The sequence below is a fragment of the Streptomyces lancefieldiae genome (assembly GCF_031845825.1).
Classification (GTDB): Bacteria; Actinomycetota; Actinomycetes; order Streptomycetales; family Streptomycetaceae; genus Streptomyces; species Streptomyces lancefieldiae.
This window is the reverse complement of the sequence record NZ_JAVRFH010000004.1, coordinates 246100-263739: the sequence shown is the minus strand read 5'-3', so window position 1 is coordinate 263739 and position 17640 is coordinate 246100. Positions and strand designations below refer to the sequence as shown.

Annotated in this window: 22 protein-coding genes and 1 tRNA gene; 17 read left to right on the top strand and 6 right to left on the bottom strand. The window is 73.0% G+C overall.

Features of this window, described 5'->3' with window-relative positions; all coding sequences use genetic code 11:
• Positions 1 to 71 precede the first annotated feature (71 nt).
• Genes RM812_RS06295 through RM812_RS06280 form a run of 4 tightly spaced genes read right to left on the bottom strand, consistent with a single transcriptional unit; the run spans position 72 to position 4051 of the window.
• Positions 72 to 860 (bottom strand): SDR family NAD(P)-dependent oxidoreductase, encoded by a 789-nt coding sequence (locus RM812_RS06295; RefSeq protein WP_311571382.1) that lies wholly within the window; start codon positions 858 to 860, stop codon positions 72 to 74.
• The gene (locus tag RM812_RS06290; protein ID WP_311571381.1) at positions 857 to 1348 is read right to left on the bottom strand and encodes a cupin domain-containing protein; all 492 of its coding nucleotides are present in this window, start codon (positions 1346 to 1348) and stop codon (positions 857 to 859) included. Before RM812_RS06290 ends, RM812_RS06295 begins: the two co-directional genes overlap by 4 nt.
• Entirely contained in the window at positions 1345 to 1977 is a 633-nt protein-coding gene (locus RM812_RS06285; protein ID WP_311571380.1) for a GNAT family N-acetyltransferase, read from the bottom strand. The genes RM812_RS06290 and RM812_RS06285 overlap by 4 nt, the downstream gene beginning before the upstream one ends.
• Positions 1970 to 4051: a penicillin acylase family protein gene (locus RM812_RS06280; RefSeq protein ID WP_311571379.1), complete on the bottom strand. Its 2082-nt coding sequence runs from the start codon at positions 4049 to 4051 to the stop codon at positions 1970 to 1972. The genes RM812_RS06285 and RM812_RS06280 overlap by 8 nt, the downstream gene beginning before the upstream one ends.
• 82 nt (positions 4052 to 4133) lie before the next feature.
• Between RM812_RS06280 and RM812_RS06275 the strand changes: the two genes are divergently transcribed.
• The 7 genes from RM812_RS06275 (at position 4134) to RM812_RS06245 (ending at position 8412) form a co-directional block, all read left to right on the top strand.
• Entirely contained in the window at positions 4134 to 4856 is a 723-nt protein-coding gene (locus RM812_RS06275; RefSeq protein WP_311571378.1) for a siderophore-interacting protein, read from the top strand.
• A 24-nt stretch (positions 4857 to 4880) separates the two neighbouring features.
• Positions 4881 to 5474: an HhH-GPD-type base excision DNA repair protein gene (locus tag RM812_RS06270; protein ID WP_311571377.1), complete on the top strand. Its 594-nt coding sequence runs from the start codon at positions 4881 to 4883 to the stop codon at positions 5472 to 5474.
• Between the two features lie 407 nt (positions 5475 to 5881).
• Positions 5882 to 6559 carry an HdeD family acid-resistance protein gene (locus RM812_RS06265; protein WP_311571376.1) on the top strand — a complete coding sequence of 226 codons (678 nt, stop codon included), beginning with the start codon at positions 5882 to 5884 and terminating at the stop codon, positions 6557 to 6559.
• 97 nt (positions 6560 to 6656) lie between these two features.
• Entirely contained in the window at positions 6657 to 7013 is a 357-nt protein-coding gene (locus RM812_RS06260) for a hypothetical protein (RefSeq protein ID WP_311571375.1), read from the top strand.
• A 74-nt stretch (positions 7014 to 7087) separates the two neighbouring features.
• Positions 7088 to 7222 (top strand): hypothetical protein, encoded by a 135-nt coding sequence (locus RM812_RS06255; RefSeq protein ID WP_311571374.1) that lies wholly within the window; start codon positions 7088 to 7090, stop codon positions 7220 to 7222.
• Positions 7223 to 7362: 140 nt separating this feature from the next.
• Complete coding sequence (locus tag RM812_RS06250) at positions 7363 to 7659, top strand: type II toxin-antitoxin system VapB family antitoxin (RefSeq protein ID WP_096626547.1); 297 nt, start codon at positions 7363 to 7365, stop codon at positions 7657 to 7659.
• Positions 7660 to 7794: 135 nt separating this feature from the next.
• Positions 7795 to 8412: a LytR C-terminal domain-containing protein gene (locus tag RM812_RS06245; protein ID WP_311571410.1), complete on the top strand. Its 618-nt coding sequence runs from the start codon at positions 7795 to 7797 to the stop codon at positions 8410 to 8412.
• A 45-nt stretch (positions 8413 to 8457) separates the two neighbouring features.
• Here RM812_RS06245 and upp read toward each other — a convergent pair whose 3' ends face one another.
• Positions 8458 to 9093, bottom strand: a complete 636-nt coding sequence (gene upp, locus RM812_RS06240) for a uracil phosphoribosyltransferase (protein WP_311571373.1) — start codon at positions 9091 to 9093, stop codon at positions 8458 to 8460.
• Between the two features lie 106 nt (positions 9094 to 9199).
• Between upp and RM812_RS06235 the strand changes: the two genes are divergently transcribed.
• From RM812_RS06235 to RM812_RS06200, 8 genes are all read left to right on the top strand, one after another.
• Positions 9200 to 9430 (top strand): hypothetical protein, encoded by a 231-nt coding sequence (locus RM812_RS06235; protein WP_311571411.1) that lies wholly within the window; start codon positions 9200 to 9202, stop codon positions 9428 to 9430.
• 347 nt (positions 9431 to 9777) lie between these two features.
• Complete coding sequence (locus RM812_RS06230) at positions 9778 to 10320, top strand: tRNA adenosine deaminase-associated protein (RefSeq protein WP_311571372.1); 543 nt, start codon at positions 9778 to 9780, stop codon at positions 10318 to 10320.
• Positions 10321 to 10487: 167 nt separating this feature from the next.
• Positions 10488 to 10973 (top strand): nucleoside deaminase, encoded by a 486-nt coding sequence (locus RM812_RS06225; RefSeq protein ID WP_311571409.1) that lies wholly within the window; start codon positions 10488 to 10490, stop codon positions 10971 to 10973.
• A gap of 66 nt (positions 10974 to 11039) precedes the next feature.
• Positions 11040 to 11124, top strand: a tRNA-Ser gene (locus tag RM812_RS06220).
• Positions 11125 to 11211: 87 nt separating this feature from the next.
• Entirely contained in the window at positions 11212 to 11388 is a 177-nt protein-coding gene (locus RM812_RS06215; RefSeq protein WP_030403190.1) for a hypothetical protein, read from the top strand.
• Positions 11388 to 11681, top strand: a complete 294-nt coding sequence (locus tag RM812_RS06210) for a Dabb family protein (protein WP_311571371.1) — start codon at positions 11388 to 11390, stop codon at positions 11679 to 11681. The genes RM812_RS06215 and RM812_RS06210 overlap by 1 nt, the downstream gene beginning before the upstream one ends.
• 168 nt (positions 11682 to 11849) lie before the next feature.
• Complete coding sequence (locus tag RM812_RS06205; RefSeq protein ID WP_311571408.1) at positions 11850 to 12737, top strand: RNA polymerase sigma factor SigF; 888 nt, start codon at positions 11850 to 11852, stop codon at positions 12735 to 12737.
• Positions 12738 to 13027: 290 nt separating this feature from the next.
• On the top strand, positions 13028 to 13966 hold the full coding sequence (locus tag RM812_RS06200; RefSeq protein WP_311571370.1) for an RNA polymerase sigma factor SigF: 939 nt from the start codon (positions 13028 to 13030) through the stop codon (positions 13964 to 13966).
• Between the two features lie 112 nt (positions 13967 to 14078).
• Here RM812_RS06200 and RM812_RS06195 read toward each other — a convergent pair whose 3' ends face one another.
• Positions 14079 to 14279, bottom strand: a complete 201-nt coding sequence (locus RM812_RS06195; RefSeq protein WP_188184393.1) for a hypothetical protein — start codon at positions 14277 to 14279, stop codon at positions 14079 to 14081.
• Positions 14280 to 14485: 206 nt separating this feature from the next.
• Between RM812_RS06195 and RM812_RS06190 the strand changes: the two genes are divergently transcribed.
• Both RM812_RS06190 and RM812_RS06185 read left to right on the top strand, forming a co-directional pair.
• A complete protein-coding gene (locus RM812_RS06190; protein WP_311571369.1) occupies positions 14486 to 14995 on the top strand; it encodes a MarR family winged helix-turn-helix transcriptional regulator in 510 nt (169 codons plus the stop codon).
• Positions 14996 to 15008: 13 nt separating this feature from the next.
• Positions 15009 to 17552: an MFS transporter gene (locus RM812_RS06185; protein ID WP_311571368.1), complete on the top strand. Its 2544-nt coding sequence runs from the start codon at positions 15009 to 15011 to the stop codon at positions 17550 to 17552.
• Positions 17553 to 17640: the final 88 nt, after the last annotated feature.

The window sequence follows — 17640 nt, the reverse complement described above, 5'->3', positions numbered from 1 at the left end:
CCCGACTCGCCTCGTCCCACCTCACGATCCGCATCCGCCTCGTCCCGCTCGACCGCGCGCCCGGCGGGTCCTCACCACGACGGGCGTGCCGTCACCCCGCCGTCCACCACGAGGTCGTGCCCGGTGACCCAGGACGCCAGCCGCGACGCCAGGAACACGCACGCGTCGCCCACGTCCTCGGGGCGTCCCAGCCGCCCGGTCGGCGCGGCCCGCCGCCACCGCCGTACGCCGTCCGGCCAGGCCTGGGCGAGCCCCTCCCGGTCGATGAGGCCGGGCGAGACGGTGTTGACCCGGACACCCCACGGGCCGTACTCCAGCGCCGCCGACCGGGCGTGCATCACGACCGCCGCCTTGGAGGCGCTGTAGTGCGCGTGCGCGGGAGCGGGGGCGCCCGCCTCGATGGAGGCGATGTGGGTGACCGTGCCGCCGTCCTCCTGGGTCCGCATGATCCCGGCCGCGGCCTGCGTGCACGCGAAGACGCCGGTCAGGTTGGTGTCCACCACCGCCCGCCACTCGGCGGCCGTCATACCGGCCAGCTCCCGCGACGGCTGCACACCCGCGTTGTTGACCAGGGCCGTCAGCCGTCCCCCGCCCCAGTCGGCGGCCTCCTCGACCACGCGCCGGCAGGCGTCCTCGTCGGTGAGGTCGGCCCGCAGCACCACCGCCCGTCCGCCGCGCTCCCCGATGCGCGCGGCCACCTCCCGCGCCGGCCGAACCGCCGTACGGCAGTGCACCGCGACCGCCGCGCCCTCCTCGGCGAACCGCAGTGCGATCCCCCGGCCGATGCCGCCGCCCGCGCCCGTGACGAGCGCCACCTGGCCGTCGAGGAGTCGCGTGGGCGGACCGGAGTGCGGGCTCATGGGCGGCACAGTTCCACGATCCGCGCGGCCCGGTCCGGATAGCGCGCCGTCAGGTCGGCCGCGTCGCCGTGCTCGTAGTCCCCGTAGGTGAATCCGGGCGCCATCGTGCAGCCGAAGAACGACCACGCGCCGCCCGCCGCCACCCGGCCGCCCATCCAGGTCCCTGCGGGGACGGTGAACTGCACGTGCTGCCCGGCCGGCACGTCCGGACCCAGCACGGCCGTGCGGGAGCCGCCGTCCGGCGCGAGGAGCAGCAGTTCCAGCGGATCGCCGAGGTAGAAGTGCCAGACCTCGTCGACGGGCAGGCGGTGCAGCGCCGAGAAGTCACCCGGGCGGGCGGTCAGCAGGGCCACGATGGCCGAGCCCGCCGGGCGTCCGTCCGGGCGCTCGGGGCCGGCCCAGGTGCGCCGGAACAGGCCGCCCTCGCGCGGGATCGGCTCCAGTCGGTAGTGGGCGATCAGGCCCTCGGCGGTCAGCGGGGACGTCATCCAGGAAACGCTACCTCCCGGCGGAGGAAGGCGAGTTGCGCCTTCTTCTCCGGCAGGTACACGTCCGGCAGGTCGACCTCGGGCAGGACGACCACCGGGCCGGCGGTGAAGCCCTGCTTGAGGAAGCGGGCGATCGCCTTGTCGTTGCGCACGTCCGGGTCGACCACGATCCGTGTCCGGTCCAGGCCCAGCAGGACGTACGCCACCAGCGTCGCCGACAGCGCGGCGGTCCAGCCGGGCCGCGCGCCGCCCGGGTCGGCGGGGGCGAGCAGCAGGTGGACGCCGATGTCGCCGGGCTCGACGGCGTAGCACTCGCTCACCCGGTCGGCCTCGGGGTCGTAGGTCTGGAGCAGCGCGACCGGCTCGCCGTCCTTGACCACCAGGAAGGCGTGGTGGGTGTCGAGCGTGTCCATGTGGGCGTAGATCCCGGCGACCTGGTCCCGGGTGAGGCCGTTCATGCCCCAGAACGCGGCCCGTTCCTCGCTCACCCAGCGGTGGATCACGTCGGCGTCCACGTCGGCGTCGAGGGGGAGGACGCGGACGGTGCCGAAGCCGTCGAGTTCCTGCTCGTGGACGGGGACGCGGGAGGCGTACGAGGTCGGGTGCGGGGTCGTGTACGGGTCAGACATCGGTTTCGGTTTCCTTCGTGAGCCGGGCGAAGTCGGTGACCACCGGGGCGAGTTCGCCCGCGAGCCACAGGGGGAGCTGGTCGCGGTGGTGGGGCGAGCCGGGGACGCCGCAGGCGCCGAGGGGCACCACCCAGCGGCTGTCCTGCCGGTCGGCCAGGTCCCAGACGTACCTGGCGGCGGGGCCGCGCGCGGCCCGGTCGGTGAGGCCGGGCACGGCGGAGGTGCACAGCACGCAGTCGTGGTCGCCGGACAGGCCGGGTTCCTCCGACCCGGAGGTGTCCGGCAGCGCCCGCCAGGGGGCGAGGCGGTGCGTGTCGCCCCAGGTGCCGGCGGGCGGTGCCGCGGCCACCTCCTCCAGCGCCGCGCGGACGGCCCCGGCGCGGTCGATGCCGTACAGGTCCTCCGCACGCAGCAGGTGCTCGAGGGCGTGACCGATGCGCGGGACGAGCGCGAGCCAGGGCAGGAACTCGTCGGGGTACGCGGGCGGGACGGCCGCCGCCGCGAACGCGGGGTGCGCCGCCAGCCGCCGCACGACCGCCGTGCGCACGGCCGCGTAGGCCGCCGCGTCCGTGCTGTCGGCGTCCATCCGCCGGTCCCAGGCGAGGAGGCGGTCGCGGAGGGCGCCGGCCTCGCGGCCCAGGCCGTCGAGGGAGGCCAGGTGGTCCAGCAGCGGGCCGGCCGAGCCGAGGTGGGTGTCCGTGTGGATCGCGGGCATGCCGGCGGCCGACCAGCGCTCCTTGCCGGCGAGCAGGGCGGCGATGCGGTCGGCGCGGTGCGGCGGGGCGAACTCGACGCCGAGCGGGGTGGCCGGGCCGCGCTGGTTGGCCATCACGGCGACGCCGTCGGTGAGGCCGGCGCGGGGCGGGGTGTGCCAGCCGTCCCACGCGTGGCCGGGCTCCCAGGCGGGCACCGGACGCAGGCGGGCCTCGGTGGACCGCACCGGCACCCGGCCCGCGACCCGGTGCAGCAGCCCGCCCTCGGTGTCGGCGGCCTGTACGACGTTGACCGGCTCGACCCACGTGTCCAGGGCCCGGTCCACGTCGGCGACCCGGCGGGCCCGCAGCAGGGGCAGCAGGGTGCCGAAGCCGAGGTCGGCGGTGACGCGGGGCGGGTGGCGCAGGCTGAGGGCGGCCGGGGTGCCGTCGTCGAGGCCCTCGGGACCGCCGGCGATCACCGGGCCCCGGTCGGTCTCGATGACCTCGACCTCGACGCTCTCCTCGCCCGCGACCCGGATCAGTTCGGTGTGCCGGGCGGCGCGGTGCCAGACGCCGTCCGGGCCGAGCGCCTCGACGCCGGCGCCGGTGCGGCGCAGTCGCTCGCGGTACAGGTCCTGGTAGTCGGCCATGGCGTTGGTGATGGCCCAGGCGACCGTGCCGGTGTGGCCGAAGTGGGCGATGCCCGGGACGCCGGGCACGGCGAGGCCGACGACGTCGAACTCCGGGCAGGAGAGGTGGATCTGCTGGTAGACGCCGGGGTCCTCGACGAAGCGGTGCGGGTCGCCGGCGATGACGGCGTGCCCGGTCACGGTCCGCTCGCCGCTGACCAGCCAGCCGTTGCTGCCGGCGGTGCCGGGGCCGTCGGTGGCGAACAGGGCGACGGCGTCCGGGCCGAGGTGCGCGGTGATGTGCTCGCGCCAGAGTTTGGCGGGGAAGCCCGCGAAGAGGAGGTGCGTGGAGAGCCAGACCCCGAGCGGGGTCCAGGGTTCCCAGCGGCCGGGGGCGAGGCCGGTGCGCGCGAACTCGGGGGCGGGTCCCCCGCCCCGCGCCAGCCCCTCGTTCACACCGTCGACGTACGCCCGTACCCAGGCGGCCGTCTCCGGGTCCTTCTCCTCCAGGGCGGTGAAGCAGCGGCGGGCGGTGTCCGCGAGCCGGGCCCGTCGGGCGAGGCGGTCCCAGGGCAGGGCGTCGGGGCCGAGGAAGGACGCGGAGGTGCCCTGCGCGCGGTGCCGCTCGACCTCCAGTTGCCAGGCGCGGTCCCGGGCGGTCACCCGGCCCTGGGCGCGGGCGAGTTCGTTCGCGTCGTCCGCGCGCAGGTGAGGGATTCCCCAGGCGTCCCGGTATGTCTCGGCGCTCACCCCTGTGCCTCTACTTTCCTTTAGGTTAGGCTCACCTAAGTTAAACGTGGTGGCCGAATAGTACGTGAAGGGTGAAGAAACGATGGGGCAGGGGCGGGGTTGGGAAGGCGCGGTCCTCAGGCTGATGCGCGGGAAGGACTTCGAGTTCACCGTGACGGACGCGGAGGACGTCACGGATGACTACCGGCGACTGCGCCTGACCGACGGCGGCATGCTGGCCGCGACCGGGGTCCACCCCACGATGTGGGTGCGGCTGTGGTTCGAGAACGCGGGCAAGCCGCACCAGCGGGCGTACACACTGGTCGACCCCGACCCGGCGGCCGGCACCTTCGGCCTGGAGTTCGCCCTGCACGAGGGCTGCGCGAGCGACTGGGCCCGGGCGGCGAAGCCGGGTGACACCGTCGAGGCGACGGTCCAGGGCACCGGCTTCGAGGCTCCCGTGCCCGCCCCCACCCGTGTCTTCGCCGTGGCCGACCCGGCGTCGCTGCCCGCCCTCAACTCCCTCCTCGACGCGCTGGACACGGTGCCGGCGACGATCTGGTTCGAGGGCGAGACCGACGGTCTGCCCCTGCGCACGGACCCCGGCCGCCACGAGGTCCGTCCGGTCCCGCGACGCGACGCGGGCGCCCACCTGGTGGCGCGGGTGAAGGAGGACCTGCCGGAGCTGCTGCGGTCCACCCCCGAGCCGTACGTCTGGATCGCGTGCGACACCGCGACGACGCGGGCGCTGGGCGCGTACGTCCGCAAGGAGCTGGGCGTGCCGAAGCAGCGGGTGAACGCGCTGGGGTACTGGCGCGCGACCTGAGCCCGCACGCGCGATCATCGGGGCATGGACGTCACACTTCACCTCGCCCAGGACCCCGAGGCCGACGAACTCCTCGGCCGCAGTCCGCTCGCCGCGCTGGTCGGCATGCTGCTGGACCAGCAAGTTCCCATGGAGTGGGCGTTCAAGGGCCCGTCGACCATCGCCCGGCGCATGGGCGCGGAGGATCTGGACGCGCACGACATCGCCGCGTACGACCCCGACGCGTTCGCCGCGCTGCTCTCCGAGAAGCCGGCCGTGCACCGCTATCCCGGCTCGATGGCCGGCCGCGTCCAGCAGTTGTGCCGGTACCTCGTCGAGACCTACGACGGTGACGCCGAGGCCGTCTGGCGGGGCGTCACGACCGGCAAGGAGCTGCTGAAACGGCTCCAGGAGCTGCCGGGCTTCGGCAAGCAGAAGGCACAGATCTTCCTCGCCCTGCTCGGCAAGCAACTCGGCGTCCGGCCGGAGGGCTGGCGCGAGGCCGCCGGCGCCTACGGCGAGCCCGAGTCCTTCCGCTCCGTCGCCGACATCACCGGTCCCGAGTCCCTGACCAAGGTCCGCGCCCACAAACAGGAGATGAAGGCGGCGGCGAAAGCGGCGAAGGCCTCCGGCACGTAGGCCGAGGGCGGGCTCGGTGGCGCGGTGGGTCGGGCGCGGGCCGGGGGTGTCCGTCCTCGCAACGGCGCGGAATCGGTCGGCCACAGAAGTGCTCGTGTTGACGCGCCAACCCCTGCGGGCGGACACCCCCCGACCCGCCCCCTTCCCGCCGTACCCGGCTCTCCCGCCGTAGCTGCCCAGCTGCGGACAGCCGGTTCCGCCGAGCTGCGGGCAGTCGTGCCGCTGGGGCGGCACGGGTGGGCGCAGCGGCACCCCGTAACGCCGGGCCGCGCACCCCACCCCGGCGCCCGCACCCACGCCGGGCGCCAGGCCCACACCCCGCCGCGCAGCGACCCGCGCCGCCTCACCGTCAGCCCAGTGGACCGTCCCAGGTGGCGGGTCCGACGGTGTCGCTCCCAGCATGGAGCATGACCGAGCCACCGAGCGGCTCCCCCGGCGGGCAGCCGTACGACGACCGCGGAGTCCACGCCCGGCACGGGACGCGCACCCCGACCGCCGGATCGCACGAGCCCGAACCGCCCTTCGAGGGACCGCTGCACCTGCTGTCCCGCGCCGCGTGGCAGACCGTGCTGCTCACCGGCGTCGCCTCGCTGGTCCTTGGCGTGCTGGTCCTGGTCTGGCCGGGTGCCTCCCTGCGCGTCGCCGGTGTGCTCTTCGGCCTCTACCTCGTCGTCAGCGGCGTACTCCAACTGGCCGCCGCCTTCGGCACGCACCGGACGACCTCGCTGCGGGTCCTCGCCTTCGTCAGCGGTGCCGTGTCGATCCTGCTGGGCCTGTTCTGCTTCCGCGGCCCGCTGCAGTCGGTCCTGCTGCTCGCGCTGTGGATCGGCATCGGCTGGCTGTTCCGCGGCATCACGGAGATCGTGGCCGCCGTCCACGACCCGGCGATGCCCGCGCGCGGCTGGCACGTCTTCCTCGGTGCCGTCACCGTCGTCGCCGGCATCGTCCTGATCGACTCCCCGGTCGAGTCGGCCGCCGTCCTCATGCTGGTCGGCGGCTGGTGGCTCGTCGTCGTCGGTGTCGTCGAGGTCGTCACGTCCGTGCGCCTGCGCGGGCGTGCCCGTCAGGTCCCGCGGGCCCTGTGAACGGCGCCCGCTCCCGCCGAGCCGCCGCTACGCCGGGCGAGCGGTTCTCGTCCCGGGTGCGCCGGCCGACGTGCACCCGGCGGGGACCCGTCCCGGCATGAGCCCCGTACCGCCCGCCGCCACCGTCCGCGCCGCGCGCACCGGACGCCGCGGCGCGTGGCTGCGGGCCCTCGTCCTGCTGCTCGCCCTGCTCGTGCCCTGCACGCACGTGACCGCCCAGGCCCCGTCGGCCGCGGCGGTGGGCAGCGGGGGAGCCGGCGGCGCGGCAGGTGAGTACGACCACCTCGAGACCGTGGCGCGCGCACCGGCCCGCGTCGCCCGGCGCGTCCTCGTGCCCCCGCCACTCCCGCCGTTCCCGGCGGCCGCCCGCCGCGCCCACGGCTCCCGGGCCCTCACGCCCCCCGTTCCGACCGGACCGCCGCCCTCCCCGCGCTCCGTGGTCCTGCGCTGCTGACGGGACCCGGACCGGCCCTCCCCACCGGTCCGCCGCGCAACGCGACAGCACAGGACACGGAACGAGGAACCGTCATGCTCAACGACCCCTACGCCGTTCTGCGCGCCCTCCTGCGCGCCGAGGCCGTCCGCCGCACCCCCAAGACCGACACCCGGCCGCAGGCCCCGCGCGAACGGCAGTCGCCCGCGCGGGAGGGGAGGCGGGACTGACGGGACGACCCGTACGGCGGAGCCGGTCCCCCACCTCCGCCGTACCGGCTCCCCCTTTGCCCCCGTTTACGGCATCTTCCCGGCGCCGCACTCCGGCGCCATGGCTGCGCCCGCGACGTCCGGGCCGGTAGGCTTTCCGTGTGATCTTCAAGCGCATCGGAAACGGCCGGCCGTACCCCGACCACGGCCGGGAGAGCACCCGGCAGTGGGCGGACGTCGCGCCGCGCCCGGTCCGCCTCGATCAGCTCGTGACGACCAAGGGCCAGCTCGACCTGGAGACGCTCCTCGCCGAGGACTCCACGTTCTACGGCGACCTCTTCGCGCACGTCGTGAAGTGGCAGGGCGACCTGTATCTGGAGGACGGCCTGCACCGCGCGGTGCGCGCGGCGCTGCAGCAGCGTCAGGTACTGCACGCCCGGGTCCTCGATCTGGGCTGACACGCCCCACGACGGCCCCGGTTGGTCCGTTCGGGTGGGATTGCACCGGCCCGCGGGACGCCGATTGATCATCTAATAGGCATCGCCCTCGACGCGCACTACGCTGCGCCCATGAGCATGCTCACTCCCCCTGGCATGGGCGGCCAGTACAAGATCACGGGGGACAAGTACCCGCGGATGCGACCGGCCCGACGCGTCGGTCGGCTCGCGTTCCTCGCCGTCGCCTGCGCCACCGTCCTCGGGGTGGCCGGCTGGGGCACGCTCCAGCTCGTCGACGTCTTCGCCGGCGACGACGAGACCTCCTCGGCCAAGGCCGCGGCGCGCTGCCGGACCACCGCCGCCCAGGCGAACGCCTCGCCCGCCGCCGTGGCCGTGCCCAGGCCGGCGCAGGTCACCGTCAACGTGCTCAACGCCACGACCCAGGGCGGCCTCGCCCAGAAGACCGCCGACGAGCTGAAGAAGCGCGGCTTCCGCATCGGCGACGTGAGCAACGCGCCCGAGGAGTTCGACAAGAGGGTCGGCGGCACGGGCGTCCTGCTCGGCCCGGCCGCCTCCCTGAAGACCTCGCTGCCCGTCCTCGGCACCCAGCTCCCCGCCGCCGAACGCCGTACCGACGCGGCCCGCAAGGGCACCGCCGTCGACCTGATCATCGGCGACGGCTTCAAGGGACTGGCGCAGCCGGCGGTCGCCGACGCGGCGCTGGCCGAGCTGACCGCACCGCGGCCGGCGCCCACCAGGCAGCAGACCTGCTGAGCGGCAGCGGTACGGGGCCACGGTTTCCGGCAGCCCCGGAGCGTGCTACTCGGCCGCTCCGTACATCCGGTCCCCCGCGTCGCCGAGGCCCGGCACGATGTAGCCCTGCTCGTTGAGACGCTCGTCGACCGAGGCCGTCACGACCGTCACCGGCGTGCCGGCCAGCTCGCGCTCCATGAGTTCGACGCCCTCGGGGGCGGCGAGCAGCACGACGGCCGTCACGTCGTCGGCACCGCGCTTGATCAGCTCCTGGATGGAAGCGACCAGGGTGCCGCCGGTGGCCAGCATCGGGTCCAGGACGTACACCTGGCGCCCGGAGAGGTCCTCGGGCATGCGGGTCGCGTACGTGGAGGCCTGCAGCGTCTCCTCGTTGCGGATCATGCCGAGGAAGCCCACCTCGGCGGTCGGCAGCAGCCGGACCATGCCGTCGAGCATGCCGAGGCCGGCCCGCAGGATCGGCACCACCAGCGGGCGCGGGTGGGAGAGCTTGACGCCGGCGGTCCGGGAGACCGGCGTGTGGATGTCGACCTGTTCGGTACGCACGTCGCGCGTGGCCTCGTAGGCGAGCAGGGTGACCAGCTCGTCGGCGAGGCGGCGGAAGGTCGCGGAGTCGGTGCGCCGGTCGCGCAGGGTGGTGAGTTTGTGGGCGACCAAGGGGTGGTCGACGACGTGGAGACGCATGTCCACCACAGTAACCGGGCGCCAAGGCCAACGCTCCACTCGCTCATGGGCGTCAAACCGCCCGGCCGGGGGAAGGTGGGAGGGACCGACGCGGGGTGGTGAGACTGTGCCTGACCGGGACTTCCACGACGCGCCGTCCCCCGGCGAGGAGCCGGGGACGGTGCGCGGGGCGAAGCGGAGCACGGAGCGGGACAGGGAGGCCGAACGCCGCCGGCGCCGGGCCCAGTTCCTGCGTGACCTGGCGGAGGCCCGGGAGCTGCGGGACCGCGTCCAGCCGCGCCGCGCCAAGGCCGCCCGGCTGCGCCGCGCGATGCGCATGCGCACCTTCCGCTGGTAGGCCCGCCCCTGGTCCGGCGGTGCGCCCGATGGTGGTTCGTCCCTGGCCCGACCGGGGGTGATCGCGCGCCGCGCCGACGCCGTGGGGCGCGGGCGTGCGCGGGCGCCGCGGGAATCCGCGTACGATCCGCGAGTGGCCGCAACAAGTGCGCTGTTGGATGGCTGTCCGGGTACGACTCCCGGACCGCGATCGAAACTGCCGGACACAGGGCGCCGAAGACGTCCCCTGCGTGCCTTGTTTCTGCCACGATTCCGAGTGGGTGGGGCTCGGAGCACCGCTCTCCCCGCCCGAAACCTCCGCCGGGGGGATCCCCAACCGGCACGCCTACGACCAGTGGGAGAGTCACGGTGTACTTCGCCGCACTGCTCGCGCGCACCGAAGACGGGTGGGAAGCGAGCGACACGGAGCTCGACGATGTGGAGACCCTGTCGGATCTGGCCGACCTCGCCCGGGAAGCCTCTCCCGACGAGGACACGGTGCTCGTGCTGATCGAGCAGGAGGACGCGTGGTTCGGAGTCGTCCGGGTGGACGGCGAGGAGGACCCCCGTATCTACGTCTCGGACGCCGCCGCGGCCGCCCGCAGCAGCTACGGCGAGATCCTGCTCACCGACGAACTGCTCGGCCGGGAGCCCGGTGACGACGGCCCCGACCTCGACGCCCTCGACCTCGACGGCACGGAGGACGGCGAGTCCGACGACGACGGTGCCGACGGCGGCGAAGCGGCCCCGGTTGCCGGCGAGTCCGCCGTGCCGCGCGGCCCGGTCGGTGACCCCGGGATCCTCGACGACCTCGGTCTGAGCGAGAAGGAGCTGCGCTCGATGTCCGGGGACGCGGTCGGCGAGATCGCCGAGGCCCTGGGCGCCTCCGACGTCCTGGAGACGGTCCGCTGACCGCGGCGACCGGGCGGGGCCGGGGGAAGGACCCCGCCGTCCCCGCCGACCCCGTGGCCCCCGCCGAGCCCGCCGACCCCGTAGCCCTCGCCGAGCCCGCCGACCCCGGGGCCCCCGTGGACCACTCCGTACCGCCCGACCCGGTGCGCGACCGGTGGCGGGCCGCGATGCGGCTCGCCCTGGCCGAGGCCGGGCGGGCCGGGCGGGGCGGGGACGTCCCCGTCGGTGCCGTGGTCCTGGCCCCGGACGGCCGGACCGTGCTGGCGGCCGGGCACAACGAACGCGAGGCCACCGGGGATCCCACGGCGCACGCCGAGGTCCTCGCGATCCGGCGGGCCGCCGCGGTTTTGAGGGATTCAGCGGCGCGAAGCGCCTCCGACAAGGGCGGTGGCGGGAGACGGGTGGGCGCGTGGCGGCTGGCCGGCTGCACGCTCGTCGTCACCCTGGAGCCGTGCACGATGTGCGCGGGCGCGCTCGTGCAGTCCCGCGTGGACCGCGTCGTCTACGGCGCCCGCGACGACAAGGCGGGCGCGGCCGGGTCCCTGTGGGACGTGCTGCGCGACCGACGGCTCAACCACCGTCCCGAGGTGATCGAGGGCGTGCTCGCCGAGGACTGCTCGCGGCTGCTCACGGACTTCTTCCGCGACCGCTGACAGTCGTCGCCCCGGCACGCGTTATCGATTTCAAACCATGCCGCACTGTGCTGTAAGGTCTGTCTCGGTAGCGTGTCCGAGCGGCCGAAGGAGCTCGCCTCGAAAGCGAGTGTGGCGCAAGTCACCGAGGGTTCAAATCCCTCCGCTACCGCTCTTGAAGGGCCCCGTCGAAAGACGGGGCCCTTCGTGCGATCATGAGCGACCGAAAGCGTGCACCGAAGGGACAGGGGAGGCCGCGGTGGCGGTGAACTCGAAGAAGATCGCCGTCTACGTAGTCGTGGTCTTCGTGCTGTATGTGATCATCACGGATCCGGCGAAGGCCGCCGACTACGTGCAGATAGGTTTCCAGGGCATCTCCGACGCGGCGGGAGCCGTCGGCGACTTCATGACCTGGGCCGCCAACGGAGGAAAGTGATGATCCGCCACCTGGTGCTGTTCCGGCTGAACGAGGGCGTCGAGCGCGACGACCCGCGCGTCGTGGAGGGCGTCGAGGCCTTCCGGGCGCTCGGCGGGCAGATCGACGAGCTGCGCTTCTGGGAGTGCGCCTGGAACATCAGCGACCGGCCCATCGCCTACGACTTCGCCATCAACTCGGCCGTGGACGACGCCGACGCCCTCAAGCGCTACCTCGAGCACCCGGCGCACCAGGCGGGCGTCGCGCTCTGGCGCGAGTTCGCCACCTGGGTGATCGCCGACTACGAGTTCTAGCCCGGCCACGCCTTCCGGCCCCGCACCCACCCGGTGCGGGGCCGCTCTGCGTTCACTCAACACGACGTTATGCGGTGCTTGCACACAGTGCACATGTCTTGTGATGCTATGACCGCTTTTGACGGATGAGTTGACAGAAGAGTGACGGATCACGAGGTGGAGTTGACCGTGCCGGCCAGTACTGCGCCTCAAGCACCGCCCGCACCGCCCGCCCAGGCCAAGGAGTCACCCGCGCCGGAACCCGCTTCGGTACCCGCCTCGGTGCCCGCCTCGGAACCCGCGCCGCAGCGCAGCCGGGGCGCCGACACCCGGGCCCTGACCCAGGTGCTCTTCGGTGAACTGAAGGGACTGACGCCGGGCACACCGGAGCACGACCGGGTACGCGCGACCCTCATCGAGGCCAACCTCCCCCTGGTGCGCTACGCCGCCGCCCGCTTCCGCTCCCGCAACGAGCCGATGGAGGACGTCGTCCAGGTCGGCACCATCGGACTCATCAACGCCATCGACCGCTTCGACCCGGAGCGGGGCGTGCAGTTCCCGACCTTCGCGATGCCGACCGTCGTCGGCGAGATCAAGCGGTACTTCCGGGACAACGTCCGCACGGTGCACGTACCGCGTCGGCTGCACGAGCTGTGGGTGCAGGTCAACAGCGCGACCGAGGACCTGACGACCGCCTTCGGTCGCTCCCCCACGACCGCCGAGATCGCCGAGCGACTGCGCATCACCGAGGACGAGGTGCTGTCCTGCATCGAGGCGGGACGGTCGTACCACGCCACCTCGCTGGAGGCCGCCCAGGAGGGCGACGGGCTGCCCGGGCTACTCGACCGGCTCGGCTACGAGGACCCCGCCCTCGACGGGGTCGAGCACCGCGACCTGGTCCGGCACCTGCTCGTCCAGCTCCCGGAACGGGAGCAGCGCATTCTGCTGCTGCGCTACTACAGCAACCTCACCCAGTCGCAGATCAGCGCGGAACTCGGCGTCTCCCAGATGCACGTCTCGCGGCTGCTGGCGCGTAGCTTCCAGCGTTTGAGGTCCGCCAACCGGATCGACGCGTAACCTCGAAACCGACTCGACGCAGACCCGAAAGCGCGATCGAGATGTCACCGGGACGAGCGAATCGCTCACCAGGGCCGTTGCGGGCGGAATGGGGCCGAAAGGGCGTCAGACCCCCTGTTTCCAGGGGGTATTCGCATCTCGCATGTCGACATGTCACTACAGCGCGTTGCCGACATGTGACATTCTGCCGGAAGCGCGTTTGCCGGAGCCCCGGCTCCGGTATTCAGGTGAAGGCTGCGTTCCCGCCGTGGGAGCGCGCCGCGACCGTCCCGCGACCCAAAGGGGGTGGCATGTCCGCAGACCAGGGCAGCTCGAAGGTGCTCGCGCTCGCGGAGAGCGAGACCGCGCCCGACACGCTCGAGGCACTCGGCCCCATCGACGACGTCCCGGCCGCCGAAGCCGTTCCGGCCCTCGACGCCGTTCCGACCCTCGACGCCGTGCCGGCCCCGGCCCTTCCGGCAACGGAGGCCATCGACACCCGCACCCTGTCCCGCTCCCTGTTCCTGCGGCTCGCCGCCCTCGACGAGGACAGCCCGGAGCGTGCCTACGTCCGGGACACCCTGATCGAGCTCAACCTCCCGCTGGTGCGCTACGCCGCCGCCCGCTTCCGCTCGCGCAACGAGCCGATGGAGGACATCGTCCAGGTCGGCACCATCGGCCTGATCAAGGCGATCGACCGCTTCGACTGCGAACGGGGCGTGGAGTTCCCGACGTTCGCCATGCCGACCGTCGTCGGCGAGATCAAGCGGTTCTTCCGGGACACCTCGTGGTCGGTGCGCGTCCCGCGCCGGCTCCAGGAGCTGCGCCTGGCCCTGACGAAGGCCAGCGACGAGCTCTCCCAGAAGCTGGACCGCTCCCCGACGGTCGGCGAGCTGGCCGCCGTGCTGGGCGTGTCCGAGGAGGACGTCGTCGACGGCCTCGCGGTCGGCAACGCCTACACCGCCTCCTCGCTGGACTCCCCGGCCCCGGAGGACGACGGCGGCGAGGGTTCGCTCGCGGACCGCCTGGGATATGAGGACACGGCGCTGGAGGGCGTGGAGTACCGCGAGTCCCTCAAGCCGCTGCTGGCCAAGCTGCCGCCCAGGGAGCGGCGGATCATCATGCTGCGCTTCTTCGCCAACATGACCCAGTCGCAGATCGGCGAGGAGGTCGGCATCTCGCAGATGCACGTCTCCCGGCTGCTGACCCGTACCCTGTCGCAGCTGCGCGAGGGCCTCATCTCCGACTGAGCCCCGCGCCCAGGACAGCCCTGCGACCGCCGCGGCCCCTCCGGGGGTGCCGCGGCGGTCGCCGTCGTACGGGGTTCGTGCCGGTGCCGGCCGCTCCGGGCCGGCGCCGGTCCTACTTCAGCGCCAGCCAGGCCACGGCGGCGACGATCACCACGGCGGCCACGACGCCGACGATCAGGCCGATACGGGGTCCGGAGGAGGCCGCGGGGGCCGCCTGCCGGGACTGGGGGGCGCCCTCGTCGACGAACGCGCGGAACATCTGGGTGCTGCCTGCGGGGTCGTAATTGCCCTGGGGGCCCTGGTTGTTAGCCATGGGCCGAGACACTAGCGAATCCGCGGGTGCGGCCCAAGTGCGGGGCTCCCGAGCCCCTTTGCCCCCACCCGCCACCCGCCACCTGTGCGTTTACTTTTGCAATACTTGCCTTTGCCAACTTTTTATCCCCCGATGGCCGTCTTTATTTGCCTGTAGCAACCAACCGATCCTATCGTTGCCCTAAGCAACGAAAACGGGAGGTGCGCATGGCCGAGAGGGCGCAGTACGAGGAGCTGATCCGTCAGTTCAGCGCCTTCGGTGCCGTGAAGCGTGAGATGGGACGGCTGCTGCCGTCCGACTGTCCCGGCGGGTCCGCCGCCGTACTGACGCTGCTCGGCCGCCATGGGGACATGCGCATCAGCAAGCTCGCGGAGCTCCTCGCCGTGGACATGTCGGTGACCAGCCGCCATGTCGCCCACGTCGCCGAGCGAGGGTGGATCGAACGCTCCCCCGACCCCGCGGACAAGCGCTCGCGCATCCTGCGCCTGACGCCGCTGGGCCAGGACCAGCTCGACGAGATCGCCGAGCGGACCACCCACATGCTCGCCCACCGGCTGAGCGACTGGTCCGACGACGAGGTCGGCCAGCTCTCCCGGCTCATGGCCCGCCTCAGGGCCAGCTTCGACGACTGCCGGGCCCCCGCGGCCCGGCCCCCCGCACCGACCGGGGACGAACAGTCCACTCGTACACCCCGTACACCCGCGATCACCACGTAAGTAAAGGAAGTCCATGGCAACGACCACACCAGCCGGTGTGCGGGCTCATGCCAAGCACGGGGGAGGCTCCTCCGGAGACGCTCCGATGACGCACCGGCAGATCATGGAGGCGCTGTCCGGGCTGCTGCTCGGCATGTTCGCCGCCATCCTGTCCTCGACCATCGTCACCAACGCCCTGCCCGAGATCATCGGTGACCTCGGCGGCGGCCAGAGCGCCTACACCTGGGTCGTCACCGCCTCGCTGCTGGCGATGACCGCCTCCACCCCCCTGTGGGGCAAGCTCGCGGACCTGGTCAGCAAGAAGGCCCTGGTCCAGATAGCCCTCTGCGTCTACGTCCTCGGCTCCGTCGTGGCCGGCCTGGCGCAGAACCCGGCGATGCTGATCGGCGCGCGTGTCATCCAGGGTCTGGGCGCCGGCGGTCTGTCCGCCCTGGCCCAGATCATCATGGCCGCGATGATCTCCCCGCGCGAGCGCGGCCGGTACTCCGGCTACCTCGGCGCGACCTTCGCCGTCGCCACCGTCGGCGGCCCGCTCCTCGGCGGCGTCATCACCGACACCAGCTGGCTCGGCTGGCGCTGGTGCCTCTACGTCGGTGTGCCCTTCGCGATCATCGCGCTGATCGTGCTCCAGAAGACGCTCCACCTGCCGGTGGTCAAGCGCAAGGTCAAGGTCGACTGGGCCGGTGCCTTCTTCGTCACCGCGGCCGTCTGCCTGCTCCTGATCTGGGTCACCTTCGCCGACGACAAGTACTCCTGGATGTCGTGGCAGACGGGCGTCATGGTCGGCGGCGCGATCGTCCTGACGCTGATCTTCTGCTTCGTCGAGACCAAGGCCAGCGAGCCGATCATCCCGCTGCGCCTGTTCAAGAACCGCACCATCACCCTGGCCTCGCTGGCCTCGCTGTTCGTCGGTATCGCGATGTTCGCGGGCACCGTCTACTTCAGCCAGTACTTCCAGCTGGCCCGGGACAAGTCCCCGACCATGTCGGGCGTCATGACCATCCCGATGATCGGCGGTCTGTTCGTCTCGTCCACGGTCTCCGGTCAGATCATCACCAAGACCGGTAAGTGGAAGGGCTGGCTGCTGGCCGGCGGCGTGCTGCTGACCGCGGGCCTGGGCCTGCTCGGCACCATGCGCTACGACACCGCGTACTGGCACATCGCCATCTTCATGGCGCTGATGGGTCTCGGCGTCGGCATGATGATGCAGAACCTGGTGCTCTGCACGCAGAACCAGGTGGCCCCGAGCGACCTGGGTGCCGCGTCCTCCACGGTGACCTTCTTCCGGTCCCTCGGTGGTGCGGTGGGCGTCTCGGTGCTCGGCTCCGTGATGTCCTCCCGGATCAGCCACTACGCCTCGGACACCATCGGCTCGCTCAGCCCGCAGGAGCAGGCGGCGGCCGCCAAGGCCTCCGGCAGCGGTGCGATCCCCGACATGGACCTGCTGCCCCCGGGCATCCGCAACTGGCTCGAGAGCGCCTACGGGCACGGCATCGCCGACATCTTCCTGTACGTCGCGCCGATCGCCCTGCTCGCCTTCCTGGTGACCCTGTTCATCAAGGAGGTCCCGCTGCGCACCACCGGTGCCCTGGCCCAGGCTGCGGAGTCCGCCGCCGAGACCGCCTCCCCGGCGGCCCCGGTTCCGGCCGAGGCCACCCGGACCGCCCCCGAGCCGGTCCCGGCCGGTGCTCTCGCGGCCACGTCCGTCGCCGACTCCGGCGCGCAGACCGCCCCGCAGCCGCTCGCCGCGGTCGCCACGGTGGCCGGCTCCGGTGGGCCGGGGGCGCCTGTCTCCGGTGGCATCCCGGTCCGCGGCTTCGTCCGCGGCGCCGAGTCCGCGCCGGTCCCGCAGGCCGCCGTCACGCTGATATCCCTGGCGGGCCGACAGCTGGGCCGCTCGGTCGCCCAGGCCGACGGCTCCTACGCCGTCGACGCGCCGAGCGCGGGGTCGTACGTCCTGATCGCCTCCGCCGACGGCTTCCAGCCGCAGGCCTCCACGATCGTGGTGAACGACGAGCCGGTCGCCTACGACGTCCTGCTCAGCGGCACCAGCGGACTGACCGGCCTGGTCCGGGCCGCCGAGAACGGGCTGCCGGTCAAGGACGCCATGGTGATCGTGACCGATGTGCGCGGTGACCTGCTGGCCACCGCCGCCACCGGTGACCAGGGCGACTTCTCCTTCGCCGAGCTGGTGCCGGGCACGGTGACCGTCGCCGTCAACGCCTCCGGCTACCGGCCGCGCGCCCTGCCCGTCGAGGTGGGCGGCACCGGGGTCACCCGCGTCGAGGTCGACCTGCAGGCCGGCGCCGAGGTCCAGGGTGTCGTGCGGGCTCCGCACGGCCCGCTGGCCGACGCCCGCGTCACGCTGGTCGACGCGGCGGGCAACGTGGTCGGCACCGCGACCACCGGGGCTGACGGGGCGTACGCCTTCACCGACCTGGACGCCGGTGAGTACACCGTCATCGCGACCGGCTACCCGCCGGTGGCGACGGCCCTGACGGTCACCGGCCAGGGTGCCGACGGCCACGACATCGAACTCGCCCACCCCGGCGAGTAGCCGAACCCCGGCCCGTGGCGGCGTGTGCGCTCTGAGCGGAGGCGCGCCCGCCGCCACGGGCCGGTTCTCTTACGACTTCTCAACGACC